The sequence below is a fragment of the Actinoplanes sp. TBRC 11911 genome (assembly GCF_012933445.1).
Taxonomy (GTDB): Bacteria; Actinomycetota; Actinomycetes; order Mycobacteriales; family Micromonosporaceae; genus Actinoplanes.
In genome coordinates, this window is record NZ_JABBNC010000021.1 from 105,815 (window position 1) to 122,889 (window position 17,075).

Here is a 17,075-nt window from a genome sequence, read left to right on the forward strand (position 1 = left end):
ATGGGTGAGAAGCACCGGGTCCGGTTCGAGCCGGTCGGCATCGAGATCGAGGTCGACGAGGAGCAGACCGTGCTGCGCTCCGCAGCCGAGCAGGGGCTGATGCTCATGCACGGCTGCAAGGAGGGCCAGTGCGCCTCCTGCAAGTCGTTCGTGCTCGACGGTGACGACATCGAACTCGACCGTTATTCCACGTTCGCGCTGCCCGACTACGAGCTGGAGGAGGGCTTCACGCTGCTGTGCCGGGCGCACGTGTACGAGGACGTGACGATCGAGCTGCTCAACTTCGACGAGGACATGATCCGCTCGGGGCTGCCCATCCAGAACGCGGTGGCCGAGGTCGTGGCGATCGACAAGGTGACCCACGACCTCCGGCACCTGGTCCTGCGGCTGATCGAGCCGGCCGAGATCACGTTCTTTCCCGGCCAGTACATGGACATCAAGGTGCCCGGTACGGAGGTGACGCGCTCGTTCTCGATGGCGAACACGTCCAGCAAGGAGGACGGGCGGCTCGAGTTCGTCATCAAGGTCTACCCGGACGGCGTGTTCTCGTCGTTCCTGGACGGCCGGTTGCGGGTCGGCGACCGGCTCGACCTGACCGGGCCGTTCGGCGTGTTCACGCTGCGCGACGCCCCCGACAAGGACCTGATCTTCGTGGGGGGCGGCGCGGGCCTGGCGCCGATCCTGGCACTGCTGCGCTCGATGGCCGAGCGCGGAATCGAGCGCAAGGCCGTGTTCTATTACGGAGCCCGTACGGCCAAGGATCTTTGCTTTGTCGACGAGATCGAGGCGTTGCGGGACAAACTGCCCGGCTTCCGGTTCGTGCCGGCGCTGTCCGAGCCGGACGGCGACGACTGGGACGGCGAGGTCGGCTTCATCACCGACGTGCTCAAGCGGTACGAGGCCGACCTGCGCGGAGCACACGCGTACCTCTGCGGTCCGCCACCGATGGTCGAAGCGGCCCAGCCGCTGATGGCGTCGCTCGGCGCGCCCGAGAAACACATCTACTACGACAAATTCACGACCACAGGTGGGGAGGACTGATGACGACCGCGACGGAACGCAGCGTTCCCAAGCCCGTCTTCACCGACGCCGAGGCCGGCGCCAAGGAGTTCCCGGACTCGACGGCGCGCCGGTTCAACTACTTCACTCCGCAGAAGCGCAAGCAGACCCACTACGAGGACGTCACCGTCGAGGTGCAGCCGGATCCCCGGCACTACCTCGCGCAGGGCTGGCTGTACGGGTTCGCCGACGGTCGCGGCGGCTACCCGCTGGACTGGACCGCCCTGAAGGCGTGGGGCAGCGACCGCCCCGAGCCCGAACGCGGACCCGGCACCGGCGGGCAGGGCTACGAGTGGCCGGCGCACGGCTGGCACGAGTTCCGCGACCCCAACGAGGAGTGGGAGCTCTCGCTCTACCGCTACAACGCCAACGTCGTGCGCCAGGTCAACCAGAACGTCGACGCGGCCCGCCAGGCCAAGGCGTTCGAGCAGTGGAACCCGAACTGGGTGCGTTTCGTGCAGCAGCACATCGGCGCGTGGATGCACGTCGACCACGGACTCGGCCTGTACCTGTTCGCGAACGCCAACCGCCGCGGGCCGACCAACATGCACAACACCGCGATCGCGGTCAACAGCATGCACCTGATCCGGGCCGCCCAGGACCTGGCGCTGTACCAGCTCACCCTCAGCGAGGAGATCGAGGGCTTCGACGGCACCGCGCACCTGGAGACCTGGAACGCGGATCCGGCGTGGCAGGGCGTCCGCGAGACGGCCGAGCGGCTGACCGGCATCGACGACTGGGGCGAGGCCGTGTTCGCCGCCAACGTGGTGTTCCAGCCACTGGTCGGCGAGCTGTTCCGCAGCCAGCTCGTGATGCAGGCGGCGCCGCGCAACGGCGACTTCGTCACCCCGACGATCGTCGGCGCCGAGGAGTACGACTTCGCCGAACGGGACCTGCGCTACACCCGGGCCCTGTACGAGCTGCTCACCAGCGACCGGGAGTTCGCCGACCACAACAAGCGGACCCTCAACGCCTGGCTGGCCGAGTGGGCCGGGACCTCGATCGGCGCCGCCCGCGCGATGCAGCCGCTGTGGTCGCAGCCGGACCACAAGCCGTTGCGCTTCGAGGACGCGCTGGACCGTGTGAAGAGCCGTTTCGCCGGCATCGTGACCGATCTCGGCCTGGACATCCCGAAGGAGCTGGAGCGGTGACACAGCAGTTCAAGACGGCGCCGAGCCCGTTCAAGTCCGACAACACCGCGTCCAACATGTGTGGCTTCACGCTGATGAACAACCAGGTCGGCGTGGTCGTCGCGGATGTCATGCGGACCAAGCCCAACGTACGGGTGACGCCACTGCCCTCGATGATCCGGGTGGACGCGACGAACCGGATGGACGTCGTCTACGACGAGGTCTCCGAGGCGCTGGGCGAGGAGCCCGGCTACTTCGACGCGGCCCAGTTCGAGGAGAGCATGTCCACCCACTACGGCCGGATGATCCACGAGGACGACCGGACGATCATGTTCGCCAACCCCGAGGACGCCGCCGAATTCATCGGATTCGACCTCAAGGCCGGGAGGTAGCGCGTTGTACGAGAAGGATGGCCAGAAGTACTTCGTCGTCGACAGCCACATGCACTACTGGAACGCCGGCCCGGACAACTGGGTGCCGGGCGCCGAGCAGTACGCCAAGGGCTGGATCGAGTGCTTCCACGCCTATCAGGGGCTGGGGCCGGAATCGACGCACTGGCCGATCGAGAAGTTCATGTCCTACACCGAGGACGACCTGATGAAGGACGTCTTCCAGGACGGCTACGTGGACATCGCGATCTTCCAGCCGACCTATCTGACCGAATGGTACAAGGAAGGCTTCAACACCACCGAGAAGAACGCCGCGCTGGGCGCCAAGCACCCCGGCAAGTTCATCGCGAACACCCGCTGGGACCCGCGCGACGGCGACGACGGGCTGAAGAAGCTGGCCGAGAACGTCGACCGCTACGGCAGCATCGGCGTCAAGCTCTACACCGCCGAGTGGAACAACGGCTCGCGCGGCTGGACGCTCAAGGACCCGGCCGCGTACCGGTATCTGGAGAAGTGCCAGGAACTGGGCATCCGCAACATCCACGTGCACAAGGGCCCGACTATCTGGCCGCTGGACAAGGACGCCTTCGACGTCTCCGACGTGGATCACGCGGCGACCGACTTCCCCGAGCTCAACTTCATCGTGGAACACGTGGGCCTGCCCCGCATCGAGGACTTCTGCTTCATGGCGACCCAGGAGCCCAACGTGTACGCCGGCCTGTCGGTGGTGATCGGCGGTCTCATGCACGCGCGGCCCCGATTCTTCGCGAAGGTGATGGGCGAGCTGCTGTTCTGGGTCGGCGAGGACAAGATGACCTTCGGCAGCGACTACGGGATCTGGGAGCCCAAGTGGCAGATCGAGGGCTTCGTCGACTGGGACTACCCGGGCGAGGAGTTCGACGACTACCCGCGGGTGACCGTGGCGACCAAGAAGAAGATCCTCGGTCTCAACGCCGCCAAGCTGTACGGCATCGAGGTCCCCGAGGAGTACCGGCTCGGCGCGGGCGAGGGGGCTCCGGCGGCCCGGGACGACGCCGTTGGCGTGAACCCGGGCTCGCCGGCGGCCTCGCTGGGATGACCGCCACCACCGGATCGCGCATCTTGGCCGCCCTGGCCGAGGTGCGCGATCCCGAGCTGGACGAGCCGATCACGACGCTCGGCTTCGTGGCGTCGGCGTCGCTCGATTCGGACGGCACCGCGTCGGTTCACCTGCGGCTGCCGACCTACTTCTGCGCGCCCAACTTCGCGTACCTGATGGTGGCCGACGCGTACGACTCGGTGTCCGCCCTCGACGAGGTCCGCCGCGCGGAGGTGGTGCTGGACGACCACTTCGCGGCCGACGCGATAAACGACGGGGTGGCCGCACGAGCCGGGTTCGCCCACTCGTTCAGCGGGGAGGCGGTCGGCGAGCTCGACGAGCTGCGCGCCAACTTCCTCGGCAAGTCCGTCCTGGCCGGCACCGACGTCGTGTGCCGGCCGCTCGTTGCCGCGGGCGCGACGCCGGCGGACCTGGCCGCGGCGACGCTGGGCGACCTGCCCCGCTCGGCGGCGCTGGACAGGTTGCGCCGGCGGCGCCGCGAGCTCGGGCTGCCCAGTGGGGACTCCTCGCCGTTGCTTCTTTCTTCGGACGGCTCCCCGCTGGAGGAGGACGCGGTCCCGCTGCACCTGCGCAAGGCCCGATTGACCCGCACCAGCCTCGACGCGAACACCAGCATCTGCCGCGGCATGTTGCGGCACCGCTACGACACCGATGGCATCGGCGAATCTTCATAAGGAGAGACCCTCATGGCCAAGGAACTTCGATTCGGCGCTGATGCGCGTACTTTGCTCCAGAGCGGCGTCGACAAGCTGGCCGAGGCGGTCAAGTCGACACTCGGCCCCAAGGGCCGCAACGTCATCCTGGAGAAGATCACCGGCTCGCCCGTGGTCACCAACGACGGCGTGACGATCGCCCGGGAGATCCACCTCAAGAACCAGTTCGAGAACATGGGCGCGCAGCTGGTCAAGGAAGCGGCGATCAAGACCAACGACATCGTCGGCGACGGGACGACCACGGCCACCGTTCTGGCTCAGGCGATCGTCCGCGAAGGCATGGCGGCGATCGGGGCCGGGGCAAATCCCGTACTGGTCAAGCGGGGTGTTGATCTTGCGGTGGATCGTCTGGTCGAGCGGCTGCAGACGGTGGCCCGCGAGGTGACCGCCGAGGCCGATCTCGCCCGGGTGGCGGCGATCTCGGCCAACGACGACGACACGGTCGGCTCGGCGATCGCGAAGGCGCTGTACACGGTCGGCGACGGCGGCATCGTGACCGTCGAGGAGTCGGCGCGCAACGGGCTCGACGTCGACTTCGTGGAGGGCTTCGAGTTCGACAACGGCTACCTCTCGCCGTATATGGTGACCGACCCGGCCCGGCTCACCGCCGTCGTCGACGACCCGTACATCCTGCTCTGCAGCGAGAAGATCACCAAGGTGCAGCAGCTCATGCCGCTGCTCGACAAGATCATGCGGGCGCCGCGGCCGCTGATCATCATCGCCGAGAACGTGGAGGGCACCGCGCTGTCGATGCTCACCCACAACCACGTCAACGGCGTCTTCCAGTGCGTCGCGGTGCGGGCACCCGGCTTCGGCGACCGCCGGCTGCACAAGCTCGAGGACATCGCGGCGATCACCGGTGGGACGGTGTACAGCCGGCACTCCGGGTTCACGCTGGAGACCATGACGATCGACCAGCTCGGCCGGGCCGACCAGGTACGGGTGGATGCGGAGAGCACCGCGATCATCGGCGGCGACGGCTCGCGCGAGGCCGTCGAGTTCCGGCTCACCCAGCTGCGTTCCGAATTGGAACGCGCCACCTTCGGGGCGGACGAGGACGTGCTCACCGAACGCATCGGCGCGCTGTCCGGCAAGGTCGCGGTCATCCACGTCGGCGCGCCCACCAACGCCGAGCTCAAGGAACTGCAGCACCGCGTCGAGGACGCCCTGTCGGCGACCCGCGCGGCGATGGCCGAGGGCATCGTCGCCGGTGGCGGGGCCGCGCTGCTGCACGCCCAGGACGCGCTCGACGGCCTGGAGCTCAAGGACGACTACGCCACCGGCGTCGAGATCGTCCGGCGTTCGCTGACCGAGCCGGCATTCCTGATCGCGAGCAACGCCGGCTTCTCCGGCCAGGAGGTCGTCACCCGGATCTCGGCCCTGGGCCGCGACGAGGGCTTCGACGCGCTGCAGGGCCGGTTCGGCAACATGATCGAGATGGGCATCGTCGATCCGTTACGGGTCGCCCGCTCGGCGCTGCAGAACGGGGCGTCGGTCGCGGGTCTGCTGCTCACGACGAACACACTGGTCGCCGAGGAACAGACGCCGTGGGGCGGCAGCCCGGCGCTGATGACCGAGTTCGGCGAGCTCGACGAGGGCTTGCGGCAACCGTCGCCGGACTCCAGCACACCGCAGTCGCTCGGCCTCGGCCCCTCGGTCGGGTAAGGATGGGCCCGGTAAAGGGCGACGGCGTGGGTTCGGGGGAAAGCGCCGTCGCCACCTCCGAGCTGCGCAAGTTGCTGGCCCAGGGCCGCGTACGGGGGACGGTCGCGCTGCTCGGGCCGGCGTTCGTCGCGGCCGTCGCCTACGTGGACCCGGGTAACTTCGCGACCAACTTCACCGCCGGCGCCCAGTTCGGCTACACGCTCATCTGGGTCATCGTGCTGGCCAACCTCACCGCGATGCTGGTGCAGTACCTGTCCGCCAAGGCCGGCGTGGCCACCGGCCGGGACCTGCCCGAGCTGTGCCGCCAGCACCTGCCCCGCCCGGTGTCGCGCGGCCTGTGGGTGCAGGCCGAGATCATCGCGATGGCGACCGACCTGGCCGAGTTCCTCGGTGCCGCGGTCGGCCTCTACCTGCTGTTCCACGTGCCGCTGTTCCCCGCCGGGCTGATCACCGCGGTGGTCGCGTTCGGCATCCTGGCCCTGGAACAGCGCGGCTACCGCCGCTTCGAACTCGCGATCGCCGGTCTGCTCGGCATCGTCCTGCTGGGTTTCCTGTACGACCTGCTGGCCGTCGGCGCGGACCCGGCCGGTATCGCCTCCGGGCTGATCCCGCGGCTCGCCGGCGGCGACAGCGTGCTGCTGGTCTGCGGCATCATCGGCGCGACCGTGATGCCGCACGTGGTCTACCTGCACTCGGCGCTGACCAAGTCCCGGGTCGCCTGCCGCGACGACGGCGAACGCCACGAACTGCTGCGTTTCCAGCGGCTCGACGTGCTGATCGGGCTCGGCGCGGCCGGCCTGATCAACCTGTCCATGCTGGTGGTGGCGGCGTCGCTGTTCCATTCGTCGGGCTACGCGCTGGGCGACGACTCGATCCAGGCCGCGCACGACGGCCTGGCCCGGATGGTCGGCGGCGGCGCGGCGCTGGCGTTCGCGGTGGCCCTGCTCGCCTCCGGGCTGTCCTCGTCGAGCGTCGGCACGTACGCCGGCCAGGTGGTCATGCAGGGTTTCATCCGTCGCCGCATCCCGCTGTTCGTGCGGCGTGCCGTGACGATGGCGCCGGCGCTGACCGTGCTGGCGCTGGGCCTGCCGCCGACCGACAGCCTGGTGATCTCCCAGGTGGTGCTGTCGTTCGGCATTCCGTTCGCGCTGGTCCCGCTGATCCTGGTGACCCGCCGCCGCGACATCATGGGCAGCTTTGTCAACCATCGGCTGACCACGCTCGCGGCCGCCACGGTGGCGGCCCTGATCATCGCCTTGAACGCGTTCCTGCTCTACGACACGTTCTTCTGATCGAGGCCGGATCGGCGGACCGAGGACGGTGTGACGCCGTACCGCGCCTGGAATGCCCTGGTGAAGTGGGGCTGGCTGAGGAAACCCCAGCGCGCCGCGATCCGGGCGATGCTGAGGTGGCGGAACAGCGGGTTGGTCAGCTCGCTGCGCACGGTCTCGAGGCGCCGCATGCGGATGTATTCGGTGACGGTGAACGGTTGGTCCTCGAACAGGCGGTGCAACGTCCGGGGCGCCATGCGATGGGCGGCCGCGACGCGATCGTGGGTCAGGCCGGGTTCGCTCAGGTGATCCCGTACATAGTGAAAGATCTTGATCCGCAGAGCATCCGCCGCCTTTTCGTCCTGGGCGACCTGCGCGCCCAGCATTCCGGCGATGAGGTGGAGTCCGGCATCGCCCAGCCGCCCGGCGGAAATGCCGAGGAACCCGCCTTCGCGAATCGCCGATCGGGTGAAGTCGGCCACCACGGCCCCGGCGCCCTGATCGCACGGGAAGGGGCGGTAGAACCACTGCTCGAGGACCCGGCCGGGCAGCGCGAGGGTGTCGCGCGGAAACGTCAACGCGATCGCCGAGTACTCCTGCTCGTGGACGGCGTCGTAGGGCCGCCCGAGGTCGTAGAAAACCATTTGCCCGGGGCGCAGCGCGACAAGGTCGTCGGCGTCGACACGAAGGGCCGCGGGGGTCAGCGGAATATACAACTTGACGATTTCGAGGGGGTCCTGCCGGACGGCCCGGCGCGTGCGGCGGAGCACCTGTGGCGTCCCCGTGATCTGCAACGCGGACATCGAGCCGAGCGACGTGGCCGAGATCTTTCCGGATGGCTCGCCCGCATCGATCGGCTGCACCGAGAGGCGCCCGAACGCATGGCAGTCCTCGGCCCACTTGACGGCGTTGCTGTCTTCCCACATCACCCACCCATCATGGCGCGGTGTTCCGGTGACCTGGGCCGCGGCGGTGTGCGGCTGGCCGCAAGAGTCAAAGAGACGGGCGGGATCAGGCAACGCGACGGCCGCGCCGCCCACGCATTTTGAATAGGCAATGTTCTGGTAAGCGGGAACGGACGAAAGCATGAATCATCTCACCCTGGGTGATTTCCTGCACAGAAGGCGTGCAGCACTGACTCCCACGAATGCCGAGCCGCGACGTGTCCGTGGACTCCGGCGCGAAGAGGTGGCTGACCTCGCCGGGGTAAGCGTCGACTATTACAGCAAGCTGGAACAGGGAAAGCGGCGGCTCATTCCGAGCAATGTCGTGCTGCGTGCGCTCGCCGACGTCCTCGAGCTCGACGGCGCCGCCCGCGAGCACATGTACGACCTGGCCCGGCTGGGCCCGCACCCCGTTTCCAGGCGGGCGTCCGCGATCCAGACCGTACGCCCGTCGACGTTTCAGTTGATGGAGACGCTCGCCGATGTCCCGGTGGTACTGCTCGGCCGCCGCACCGACGTCCTCGCGGCAAACCCGCTGGCCCGCCTCGTGATCGCGGATTTCCCGGCGATGCCGTCCCGGGAACGCAATGCCGTCCGCTGGCTGTCGCTCAGTGGTCGCGCCGATCTCCACCAGGACTGGTTCGTCGCGGCATGCCACTTGATCGGCATGCTTCGCATGGACCTCGGGCGCTACCCCGATGACCCGGAGACGATCAAGCTCATCGAGGAGTTGACCGCGCGAAGCCGTATTTTCCGTACGATCTGGGCGAAAGGACCGGTGTCCTCCGGCGGCAACTTCAGATCGACGCTGTTCTACGGGGGTGCCGCCCGGATCGACGTGCAGGTGAAGGCCGTTCGCATCACCGACGACCCGGATCAGACGCTGCACGTGATGATCCCCGGCGCGGACCCGGCCACCCAGGCGGCGATGGCCGAGATCCGACGCGGCATCGCTACGCGTTCTCCGCGCTCAGCACCAGGTCAGCTCCCCGCTCACCGATCATGATGGACGGCGCGTGCGTGTTGCCCCTCGGTATGTCGGGCATGACCGACGCGTCCACGACGTACAGGCCTTCGACGCCGTGCACCCGCAGGTCCGGATCCACGACAGCGTAGTCGTCGGTCCCCGCCCGGCAGGTGCCGACCGGGTGATTGATCGAGGTCAAGGTGTCCCGCACGATCCGCAGCAGCACGTCGTCGCCGTCGGACGCGGCGACGTTCATCGGCCCGAGGTAGGTCCGCATGACGGGGCTGGCGCCGATGTCGAGGGCCCGGCGCACTCCTTCGACGAGCACCGCACTATCGAATTCGTGGTCCAGGTAGCGAGGATCGATCAGCGGCGCGGCGTCCGGATCGGCCGAGCCGAGGCGCAGGGTTCCCCGGCTGAGCGGCTTCAGCAAGGTCACCAAACTGGTGAACATGGGATCGCCGCTCCCGGCGAAGTCCATGACCATGGGGATGATCTGGATGTCCGGAGCGGGCGCCTGGTCGGCGCAGCGCAGGAACGCGGCAGCCTCGCTGAGGGCGGATGACAACGGTCCACGCCGGGTGTCCACGTAGCGACGTTCGTTCTCCGGTGTGAAGTCCTGCGCCCACGTGTCCCCGTGCTCGACCGGCCAGCGGATCACCGCCATCGGATGATCCTGCAGATTTTCGCCCACGCCGGGCAGATCGTTCACCACGTCGATGCCCAGCTCGCGCAGATGCCCGGCCGGGCCGATGCCGGAAAGCATCAGCAACTGCGGCGTCCGCAGCGCACCCGCGGACAACACCACCGAGGACGCGCCGACGGTGATCTCCCGTCCGCCGGCATCCGTGAAGACCACACCGCGCGCGATCTCGCCGTCCATCAGCACCTGACGCACCCGGGCGCGGGTGTGCACGACCAGGTTGGGCCGGTCCATCACCGGGTGCAGGTACCCGCGTGCCGCACTGTTGCGCTGACCGGCGCGTACGTTGCTGTAGAGCGGTCCCACGCCGTCCAGCTCGGCCCCGTTGAAGTCCCAGTTGACCGGCAGCCCGGCCTCCACGCAGGCCGCGATGAACGCCAGCGACATGGGCTTCACGTCCTTCGGCGCGGTGACCGCGATCGGCCCGCCGGTGTGGTGCAGCGGCGAGGCACCCAGCTCGTGGTCCTCGCTGCGGAGGAAACGCGGCAGCACGTCCCGCCACGCCCAGCCGCGCATACCCTGGGCCGCCCAGCCGTCGTAGTCGAGACGGTGGCCCCGGAACCACGCCATGAAGTTGATCGAGCCGCCGCCCCCGAGCGTGCGACCGGCCGAGATGGGCACCTGCCGGTTGCCGAGCTCGCGCTGCGGGACGGTCACATCGGACCAGTCGTTGCGACCGCGCAGCAGCCGGCCCACACCGCGCGGCCGGAGGATGTCGGGATCGGTGTCCGGGCCGCCCGCCTCGAGAAGCAGAACGGTGCGGCCCGCGTCCGCGCTGAGTCGCGCCGCCATCACCGACCCGGCGGCTCCCGCGCCCACCACGATGTAGTCGAAATGCTTTCCCGCGATATCGATATTCAGAGACATTGGACCCATTCCCTTTTCGGTTTCGCATTGAGTGAAACCGCGGCCCGAACATTCGACAAGGTCGAATTCTGCCTAGGAATAGAATGGCCAGGAACGTCTCAGATCGCGGCCACCGTCGTCAGCCCGGCGATTCCGAGCAGCAGGCTGAAAAGGAAGAACGGCCAGTTGTGGGCACTCCACCAGCGGATCCGGGCACGGAGGTAGCCGGGGACCTCGTCGAGGCGTACCACGCGCAGCGCGACGATGTTGAGCACCGCGACGACCATGCCGAGCGCGCCGAACCAGGCCAGCATGACCGCCAGCTCGGCCAGGGTCGTCATCTTCATGGAGTCATGACATCCCGCGGAAACGTCGTCATGCGTCTCACTCTGAGACATGGATTTCGGCGACCGGCCTGCCGCGGAGGTCGCTGACACGATCTTCTGGAAGGCATGAACGATCGCCTCGTGGCCCGTCTCCTGGTGCTGCTCGCCGCGGCCGCGGGCTGTCTCGACGCGCTCTGCGTGGCCCGGCTCGGCGGCCCGTTCGCCAGCGTCATCACCGGCAATTTGGTCCAGCTCGGTGGCGGTATCGGCACGCTGAACGGCCGGCTGGCGCTGTCGTGCGGGGTGGCCTTGGCCGGCTACTCCCTCGGCGTCGCGGCCGGCGCGGTGGGCCTGCGGCGCAGCGACCCGGGGTGGGGTCGCCGCACCGGCCGGGTCCTGGTCGTCGAGTTGCTGCTTGTGTGCGCGGTGGTGGCGGGCTGGCTGGTCGCGGACGGACGCCCCGGTTCGACAGCCGCGTGGTGGCTTCTCGGCGTGGCGGCCGCGTCGATGGGCGTGCAGAGCGTGGTCACCCTGGCCTCCGGCCTGAGCCAGGCGTCGACGACTTACCTCACCGGCACGCTGACCGGCATCATCCGCGACCTGATCGAAGAGCCGCGCCGGTACGCCTCCTCCGGTCCCGGCGCGCTCCGCCTGCTGGCCCTGCTGTGCGGCGCGACGGCGGGTGCGGTGTTGCTGCGAGTGGCTCCGTTGTGGGCGCCCGTCCTGTCCGCGGCCCTGGTCGCCGTGGTCCTGGCGGTCGTGGTGGCGTCGGGCCGCCGCTGAGTACGGCCACCGAGCCCGCACGCGTCGTCCGTGATTATGGGCAGCAGTCCCGTTGACCGACCTCGACCCGTGGATGAGGGACATGATTGACTCACCGCGCGGCAGAACATATCCGATATTTCGTGTTATAAGGGTGGGCTGGACCGGTCAGGCGCAGCGAGTGACCCGCGGCGCGTTCATATCGTGGGACTCGCGGCCATGTACTGAGACCCGCGACCATGTCCTGGACCAGGCGTCCGCGATGTGGGATTCCCATCCATTGTGGAGTAGTTTTTGCCCGGCAATGCGGCTTTTGTGCGGCAGGATTTCCCGGCCAGATGTGAACCTTGGAGAGTTATGGCTCGTATGTGGGCGCAACTCTCCAAGGTTCACGAAAAGCCCACGATGTGGCTGCGGTATCCCACAAAGCGGGCCTCAACGGTCGACCACGATCGCAGAAGTGTCCGTCTGCTAGGCCGGGCTGTCGCTCTTGGATGTGGCCTTGCGCTGGAAGGCGGCGTTCTCCTCCCGGATGCTGCGCCGCACCGCGCCGCCGAACAACGCCATGAACAAGCCCGCGCCGCGGCCCGCGACCTCGATGGTCAGCCGGTTTCGGACGCCCCCGGCGACCTCCTCCAGGTGATGGCCGCCGGTCATCCGCATGCCCATCCGGCTGGTCTCCCAGGTGAACTCGCGGTTCGGCTCCAGGTGGGTGACCGTCCAGACCGCCTCGGTCTGGGCCGGCTGCTTGATGCGCGCCTTGCTGCCGACCCGCAGCGGGCCGTCGTCGAGGCGCTCCAGCCGCTGGACGGTCGGCAGGAAGGCCGGCCACGCGGCGATGTCGGTGGTGAGGCGCCATAACCGGTCGAGCGGCGCCTCGATCACGAGCGTGTTCTCGTACAACATGACGACCACTGTACCATTTGGTACATGCCCGATTCCAAGGATGCTCTGCTCAGGAAAGTGCTCGACTTCGCGGCAGCCGACGGCATCGCCGACCGGAGCCTGCGGGAGATCGCGGCCGGGGTCGGGACCAGCCACCGCATGCTGCTGTATCACTTCGGCTCGCGGGAGGGGCTGCTCGCGGCGATCGTGGGGGAGATCGAGGGGCAGCAGCGGGCCACGTTGACCAGCCTCGCGGCACAGGGCGGGCCGGACGACGTGGCCGCGCGTCTGTGGGAGCAGGTCTCCAGCCCGGAGCTGCGCCCGTTCGTCCGGCTGTTCTTCGAGGTCTTCGCCCTGGCGGTGCGTGGCGCACCCGGCACCGAGAAGCTGCTCGAGGGGCTGACCAGCACGTGGGTCGAGGACGCCGTGCGGGCCGCCGAGGCGCTGGACGTCCCGGCCGATCGGGCATTGATGCGGCTGGGGGTCGCGGTCACCCGCGGACTGCTTCTGGATCTGCTGGCGGGCACTCCCCGGGCAGAAGTGGACGCCGCGTACGAAAGGTTTCGGCAGACATACAGCAGGCCCACAGCGGACTCCGAGAATTCCGCAGTAGACAAGGTGGTGAATGAAGGGAGACTGCGGTGACCATTCCTGAACACTTCGCCTACACGCCCTCTCCGGGCGGGTGGCCTCCGCCACCCGGCGAATGGCAGCAGTATCCTCCCCAGCCACCTGAGCCGCCGCGCCGGAACCGCCGGTTGATCGTGGCCATCGCGGCCGGGCTGGCCGCCCTCGTGATCGCCGCGGGCGGGGGTTTCGCCGCCGGCTGGTCGCTGCATCCGGCCAGCTCCACGCAGGCCAGCCCGTTCCTGCCGCTCACGCCCGACTCGGGCAACAACGGCGGGTTCGACGGGGGCGGCGGCTTCCCGGGCGGCGGCTTCGGTCAAGGCCAAGGCCAAGGCCAGGGGCAGGGCCAGGGCCAGGGCCAAGGGCAGGGCCAGGGCCAGAACGGCACGGCACCCGGCGGCGCCACCGACAGCCAGGTCGCCGCGGTCGCTCAGAAGGTCGATCCGGCCCTCGTCGACATCGACACGGTTCTCGGCGCGCAGAACGCCGAGGCGGCCGGCACCGGCATCGTGATCGCCTCGAACGGTGTGATTCTCACCAACAACCACGTGGTCGCCGGCGCCACCAACATCACGGTCACCGACCTGGGCAACCAGAAGCAGTACCGCGCCGCGGTGGTGGGCTACGACCGCAGCAACGACATCGCGGTCCTGCAGCTCGCCAACGCGTCCGGGCTGACCACCGCGACGCTGGCCGGCGGCACCAGCGTCAAGACCGGCGATCCGGTGGTGGCGATCGGCAACGCGGGCGGCACCGGGGGCACCCCGAGCGCGGTCGGCGGCGCGGTCACCGGCACCGACCAGTCGATCACCGCGTCGGACGAGTCGAGCGGCTCGTCGGAGAAGCTGACCGGGCTCATCGAGGTGAACGCCGACATTCAGGCCGGTGACTCGGGCGGCCCGCTGCTCACCACCGACGGCCAGGTCATCGGCGTGGACACCGCGGCGTCGACCGGGTTCCAGTTCCAGGGCTCCGGCGGCGACGGGTACGCCATCCCGATCAGCACCGCGACCACGATCGCCGACCAGATCCGCGACGGCCACTCGTCGAACACGGTGCACATCGGCGAAACCGCGTACCTGGGCATCGAGACGACCAGCCAGAGCGAGAACGGCGCGCCCGGCGCGGCGGTCCTCGGCGTGGTCTCCGGCGCCCCGGCCGAGGCGGCCGGCCTGGCCCGCGGCGACGTGATCACCTCGCTGGGCGGCAACCGGGTCGACTCGGCCACCACGCTGACCAACCTGCTGGACCGTTTCCACCCCGGTAACAGCGTGAAAGTCGCCTGGACCAACTTGAACGGCCAGACCCAGAGCGGCACCCTCAAGCTGGCCCAGGGGCCTGTCGGCTGAGCCTCCGGCACCCGGGTCGTCCGCGAGGGCGGCCCGGACTCGGGGAGCGCGGCCCGTCCCCGCGCGACCCGATCTCGAACGGCTGGGTGACCGCCCAGGAAAGGAACCCCGTGCCGGTCCTTGACGGCACCCAGCCCGACGCGCTCGCGGACCATGCCGGCCACCTCGGCCGGCATGGTCCGCGGCGTTTCCTCGCCCGGCGGCGTCAAGAGCGAGCCCGGCGCACCGTCCGGCCTCGGCGATGCGCCCAAGGATCGCGCGAAAGGCCTAGTGCCAGATCGCCTCGGCCACCGCGATGCCGCAGAACGCCGCGCCCAACCCCGCGACGACGCTCGCGGCCACGTTGAGCACCGCGTACGCGCGTACCCGCTGCTCCAGAAGCCGGATCGTCTCGTAGCCGAACGTGGAGTACGTGGTCAGCCCGCCGCAGAGTCCGGTGCTGAGCAGGGCGTTCACGCTGCCCGGCACGGCGTCCACGGAGACCCCGTGCAGCAGCACCCCGAAAATGAACGAACCGGCCACGTTGACGGTGAACGTGCCCCACGGGAAGACCGAGTCGTGCCGGGCCTGGACGGCACGGTCGGCCAGGTAACGCACCGGCGCCCCGACCGCCGCGCCCAGCATGACCAGAAGTGCGGTCGTCACTTGGACTCCGTGGTCCGGCCGACGTAGCGGATCACCTCGACCGGGTCGAGGATCACCAGCCCCTCGGTCACCAGCTCGTCGACCTGCGGGAGAAATGCCCGGATCCGGTCCTCCTGGTCCACGATGATCACCGCCACCGGAAGGTCCTGGGACAGCGACAACAACCGTGTGGTGTGAATGCGCGAGGACGCGCCGTAGCCCTCGATGCAGCGCAGCACCGACGCCCCGGCCAGCCCGGCGGCGTGTGCCCGGTGCACGATCTCGTGGTACAGCGGCTTGTGGCGCCAGATGTCGTCCTCACCGATGAAGATGGTGAGGCGTACGGCGGGGCCTTCGATCTTCATGATTTCTCCCCTCGCCGCCGGCTTGTGGCCAGGCGGGTCATCGAGATGCCGAGATAGACGGCGAGCAATGCGGCGAGCACCGTGCCGGCCAGGTAGGCCAGTGCGACGCGCGCGTCGCCGGCGGCCACGAGCTGCTGGACGTCGCCGCTGTAGGTGGAGAACGTGGTGAAGCCGCCGAGCACCCCGACGCCGAGAAAAGGCCGGATCAGCCGGTGCGCCGACCACACCTCGGTGATCAGCACCATCAGAACCCCGATCAGAAAGCAGCCGGAGACGTTGGTGACAAAAGTGGCCCACGGAAAATGGCCGGGAGCGTGCGTCCAGGCGAGCGCCAGCTCGTAGCGGCCGAGGGCGCCGATCGCGCCACCGACGGCGATGCTCGCGAGGACGGACCAGTTTTGCGGCACGAAAGATCCCCTACCAATGGTTGGTAGGGACCGTTGGCGGCCGTGGCCGCGGTTTCCCCTGGCGGGACGGCGGGCCCCACCGCCGTTTTGGTGAGGTCAGGATACGCCGGACCGGGGCTGATCATCATGCCGGGGCGCCGAACCGCGCCACGTAATGCCAGACCCGCTTGAGGTCCTGCTCGGCGTAGCGGCCGCGACGGGCGGCGTCCCCGATCAGCCGGGGCGTCAGACGACCGTCGACGGCGATCTCGGTGCCGAGCTCGACGAATCGCCGGCCCCGGTAATCGGGATGCCGGGCCAGTTCGCCGGTGCCGAGCGAGAAGCCCGGATGCCATTCCACCCGGCAGGGCAGGCGACGGGCGGCGGCCTCGACGTCGGTGCCCCGGTAACTCGGGTCGAGCACGAGCGCCTCGACGTCCCGGTCGAGCCGCACCCCGCCGTGGACCTGAGCCTCGATGTAGTCGTCCAGGTCGTCTCGCTGGTCGGCGCGGGCGAGCTCGATGAGCGACATGCGATCGGCGACGGCGACCGCGGTGGGTTCGAAAAAGCTGTCCGGGTAACAGAACGTGGCCCTGGCGAGCGAGTCGCTCAGCCGCAGATGAGCCGACCCGAATCGGGGCGCGGCGCCGGCGAGCTTGCGGCGAAAGTTCAACGCGCCGTACACGGGTCGCACGTCGGCGGGCGCCTCGTCGTACGCCCCGCCGAACATGGTGTGCTCCCACCGCCATCGGTCGCCGCCGGGATGCGCGGTCAGCCCGCCGTTGCTGGTGCCGGTGACGAACTGCGACCGGTAGATCGGGTCCGCCGCGAGCGCGCGCAGGATGGACCGCCGGTCGGGATGAAAGTTCAGGGTGATCCGCAGCGACGGATCCACCGGCGCTCCGGTCGACAGGGCGGCGACATGCCGCAGCGCCCGTTCACCCGAGGCATGCAGATCCACGAGG

19 protein-coding genes are annotated in these 17,075 nt (G+C 68.9%); 11 read left to right on the top strand and 8 right to left on the bottom strand.

Annotated features, from left to right (window positions below; translation table 11 throughout):
• From HH310_RS26015 to HH310_RS26045, 7 genes are read left to right on the top strand one after another with little or no spacing between them, the layout of a single operon-like run.
• Positions 1-1,041: a 2Fe-2S iron-sulfur cluster binding domain-containing protein gene (locus HH310_RS26015; protein ID WP_169178267.1), complete on the top strand. Its 1,041-nt coding sequence runs from the start codon at positions 1-3 to the stop codon at positions 1,039-1,041.
• Positions 1,041-2,210 carry a toluene hydroxylase gene (locus HH310_RS26020; protein WP_169178268.1) on the top strand — a complete coding sequence of 390 codons (1,170 nt, stop codon included), beginning with the start codon at positions 1,041-1,043 and terminating at the stop codon, positions 2,208-2,210. Before HH310_RS26015 ends, HH310_RS26020 begins: the two co-directional genes overlap by 1 nt.
• A complete protein-coding gene (gene mimD / locus HH310_RS26025; RefSeq protein ID WP_312034317.1) occupies positions 2,207-2,581 on the top strand; it encodes a propane 2-monooxygenase effector subunit MimD in 375 nt (124 codons plus the stop codon). The genes HH310_RS26020 and mimD overlap by 4 nt, the downstream gene beginning before the upstream one ends.
• 4 nt (positions 2,582-2,585) lie before the next feature.
• The gene (locus HH310_RS26030; protein ID WP_169178269.1) at positions 2,586-3,656 is read left to right on the top strand and encodes an amidohydrolase family protein; all 1,071 of its coding nucleotides are present in this window, start codon (positions 2,586-2,588) and stop codon (positions 3,654-3,656) included.
• Positions 3,653-4,351, top strand: coding sequence for an iron-sulfur cluster assembly protein (locus HH310_RS26035; RefSeq protein WP_169178270.1), 699 nt, complete (start codon positions 3,653-3,655; stop codon positions 4,349-4,351). Before HH310_RS26030 ends, HH310_RS26035 begins: the two co-directional genes overlap by 4 nt.
• A gap of 12 nt (positions 4,352-4,363) precedes the next feature.
• The gene (gene groL / locus HH310_RS26040) at positions 4,364-6,055 is read left to right on the top strand and encodes a chaperonin GroEL (RefSeq protein WP_169178271.1); all 1,692 of its coding nucleotides are present in this window, start codon (positions 4,364-4,366) and stop codon (positions 6,053-6,055) included.
• 2 nt (positions 6,056-6,057) lie between these two features.
• Positions 6,058-7,347, top strand: coding sequence for an Nramp family divalent metal transporter (locus HH310_RS26045; protein WP_248294416.1), 1,290 nt, complete (start codon positions 6,058-6,060; stop codon positions 7,345-7,347).
• Here HH310_RS26045 and HH310_RS26050 read toward each other — a convergent pair.
• A complete protein-coding gene (locus tag HH310_RS26050; protein WP_169178272.1) occupies positions 7,329-8,414 on the bottom strand; it encodes a helix-turn-helix domain-containing protein in 1,086 nt (361 codons plus the stop codon). The two genes, HH310_RS26045 and HH310_RS26050, sit on opposite strands and share 19 nt — an antisense overlap.
• On the opposite strand from HH310_RS26050, the gene HH310_RS26055 reads away from it, so the two are divergent.
• Positions 8,413-9,276 (top strand): helix-turn-helix domain-containing protein, encoded by an 864-nt coding sequence (locus tag HH310_RS26055; RefSeq protein WP_169178273.1) that lies wholly within the window; start codon positions 8,413-8,415, stop codon positions 9,274-9,276. The two genes, HH310_RS26050 and HH310_RS26055, sit on opposite strands and share 2 nt — an antisense overlap.
• On the opposite strand, the gene HH310_RS26060 is transcribed toward HH310_RS26055, so the two are convergent.
• Positions 9,224-10,807, bottom strand: a complete 1,584-nt coding sequence (locus tag HH310_RS26060; protein ID WP_211192639.1) for a GMC family oxidoreductase — start codon at positions 10,805-10,807, stop codon at positions 9,224-9,226. The genes HH310_RS26055 and HH310_RS26060 overlap by 53 nt on opposite strands.
• 98 nt (positions 10,808-10,905) lie before the next feature.
• A complete protein-coding gene (locus HH310_RS26065) occupies positions 10,906-11,133 on the bottom strand; it encodes a hypothetical protein (RefSeq protein WP_169178274.1) in 228 nt (75 codons plus the stop codon).
• A gap of 105 nt (positions 11,134-11,238) precedes the next feature.
• Here HH310_RS26065 and HH310_RS26070 point away from each other — a divergent pair, with 105 nt between their 5' ends.
• A complete protein-coding gene (locus HH310_RS26070; protein WP_169178275.1) occupies positions 11,239-11,895 on the top strand; it encodes a DUF1275 family protein in 657 nt (218 codons plus the stop codon).
• A 450-nt stretch (positions 11,896-12,345) separates the two neighbouring features.
• On the opposite strand, the gene HH310_RS26075 is transcribed toward HH310_RS26070, so the two are convergent.
• Complete coding sequence (locus tag HH310_RS26075) at positions 12,346-12,780, bottom strand: SRPBCC family protein (RefSeq protein ID WP_169178276.1); 435 nt, start codon at positions 12,778-12,780, stop codon at positions 12,346-12,348.
• A gap of 24 nt (positions 12,781-12,804) precedes the next feature.
• Here HH310_RS26075 and HH310_RS26080 point away from each other — a divergent pair, with 24 nt between their 5' ends.
• Together HH310_RS26080 and HH310_RS26085 are read left to right on the top strand one after the other, a co-directional pair.
• A complete protein-coding gene (locus tag HH310_RS26080) occupies positions 12,805-13,404 on the top strand; it encodes a TetR/AcrR family transcriptional regulator (protein WP_169178277.1) in 600 nt (199 codons plus the stop codon).
• The gene (locus tag HH310_RS26085) at positions 13,401-14,735 is read left to right on the top strand and encodes a trypsin-like peptidase domain-containing protein (protein ID WP_312034318.1); all 1,335 of its coding nucleotides are present in this window, start codon (positions 13,401-13,403) and stop codon (positions 14,733-14,735) included. The genes HH310_RS26080 and HH310_RS26085 overlap by 4 nt, the downstream gene beginning before the upstream one ends.
• Positions 14,736-15,002: 267 nt before the next feature.
• Here the strand turns inward: HH310_RS26085 and crcB (HH310_RS26090) are convergent, their stop codons facing one another.
• The 4 genes from crcB (HH310_RS26090) to HH310_RS26105 form a co-directional block, all read right to left on the bottom strand.
• Positions 15,003-15,359, bottom strand: a complete 357-nt coding sequence (crcB, locus tag HH310_RS26090; RefSeq protein WP_169178325.1) for a fluoride efflux transporter CrcB — start codon at positions 15,357-15,359, stop codon at positions 15,003-15,005.
• A 17-nt stretch (positions 15,360-15,376) separates the two neighbouring features.
• On the bottom strand, positions 15,377-15,724 hold the full coding sequence (locus tag HH310_RS26095) for a DUF190 domain-containing protein (protein ID WP_169178278.1): 348 nt from the start codon (positions 15,722-15,724) through the stop codon (positions 15,377-15,379).
• Entirely contained in the window at positions 15,721-16,131 is a 411-nt protein-coding gene (gene crcB, locus HH310_RS26100; protein ID WP_312034319.1) for a fluoride efflux transporter CrcB, read from the bottom strand. Before crcB (HH310_RS26100) ends, HH310_RS26095 begins: the two co-directional genes overlap by 4 nt.
• A 124-nt stretch (positions 16,132-16,255) precedes the next feature.
• Positions 16,256-17,071, bottom strand: coding sequence for a DUF3626 domain-containing protein (locus tag HH310_RS26105; RefSeq protein WP_312034320.1), 816 nt, complete (start codon positions 17,069-17,071; stop codon positions 16,256-16,258).
• Between the last annotated feature and the right edge of the window lie 4 nt (positions 17,072-17,075).

Coding starts and splice junctions, on each gene's coding strand:
- HH310_RS26015 (WP_169178267.1), top strand. CDS start 1: ATGGGTGAGAAGCACCGGGTCCGGTTCGAGCCGGTCGGCATCGAGATC.
- HH310_RS26020 (WP_169178268.1), top strand. CDS start 1,041: ATGACGACCGCGACGGAACGCAGCGTTCCCAAGCCCGTCTTCACCGAC.
- HH310_RS26035 (WP_169178270.1), top strand. CDS start 3,653: ATGACCGCCACCACCGGATCGCGCATCTTGGCCGCCCTGGCCGAGGTG.
- groL (WP_169178271.1), top strand. CDS start 4,364: ATGGCCAAGGAACTTCGATTCGGCGCTGATGCGCGTACTTTGCTCCAG.
- HH310_RS26045 (WP_248294416.1), top strand. CDS start 6,058: ATGGGCCCGGTAAAGGGCGACGGCGTGGGTTCGGGGGAAAGCGCCGTC.
- HH310_RS26055 (WP_169178273.1), top strand. CDS start 8,413: ATGAATCATCTCACCCTGGGTGATTTCCTGCACAGAAGGCGTGCAGCA.
- HH310_RS26050 (WP_169178272.1), bottom strand. CDS start 8,414: ATGCTTTCGTCCGTTCCCGCTTACCAGAACATTGCCTATTCAAAATGC.
- HH310_RS26060 (WP_211192639.1), bottom strand. CDS start 10,807: ATGTCTCTGAATATCGATATCGCGGGAAAGCATTTCGACTACATCGTG.
- HH310_RS26065 (WP_169178274.1), bottom strand. CDS start 11,133: ATGAAGATGACGACCCTGGCCGAGCTGGCGGTCATGCTGGCCTGGTTC.
- HH310_RS26070 (WP_169178275.1), top strand. CDS start 11,239: ATGAACGATCGCCTCGTGGCCCGTCTCCTGGTGCTGCTCGCCGCGGCC.
- HH310_RS26075 (WP_169178276.1), bottom strand. CDS start 12,780: ATGTTGTACGAGAACACGCTCGTGATCGAGGCGCCGCTCGACCGGTTA.
- HH310_RS26080 (WP_169178277.1), top strand. CDS start 12,805: ATGCCCGATTCCAAGGATGCTCTGCTCAGGAAAGTGCTCGACTTCGCG.
- crcB (WP_169178325.1), bottom strand. CDS start 15,359: ATGCTGGGCGCGGCGGTCGGGGCGCCGGTGCGTTACCTGGCCGACCGT.
- HH310_RS26095 (WP_169178278.1), bottom strand. CDS start 15,724: ATGAAGATCGAAGGCCCCGCCGTACGCCTCACCATCTTCATCGGTGAG.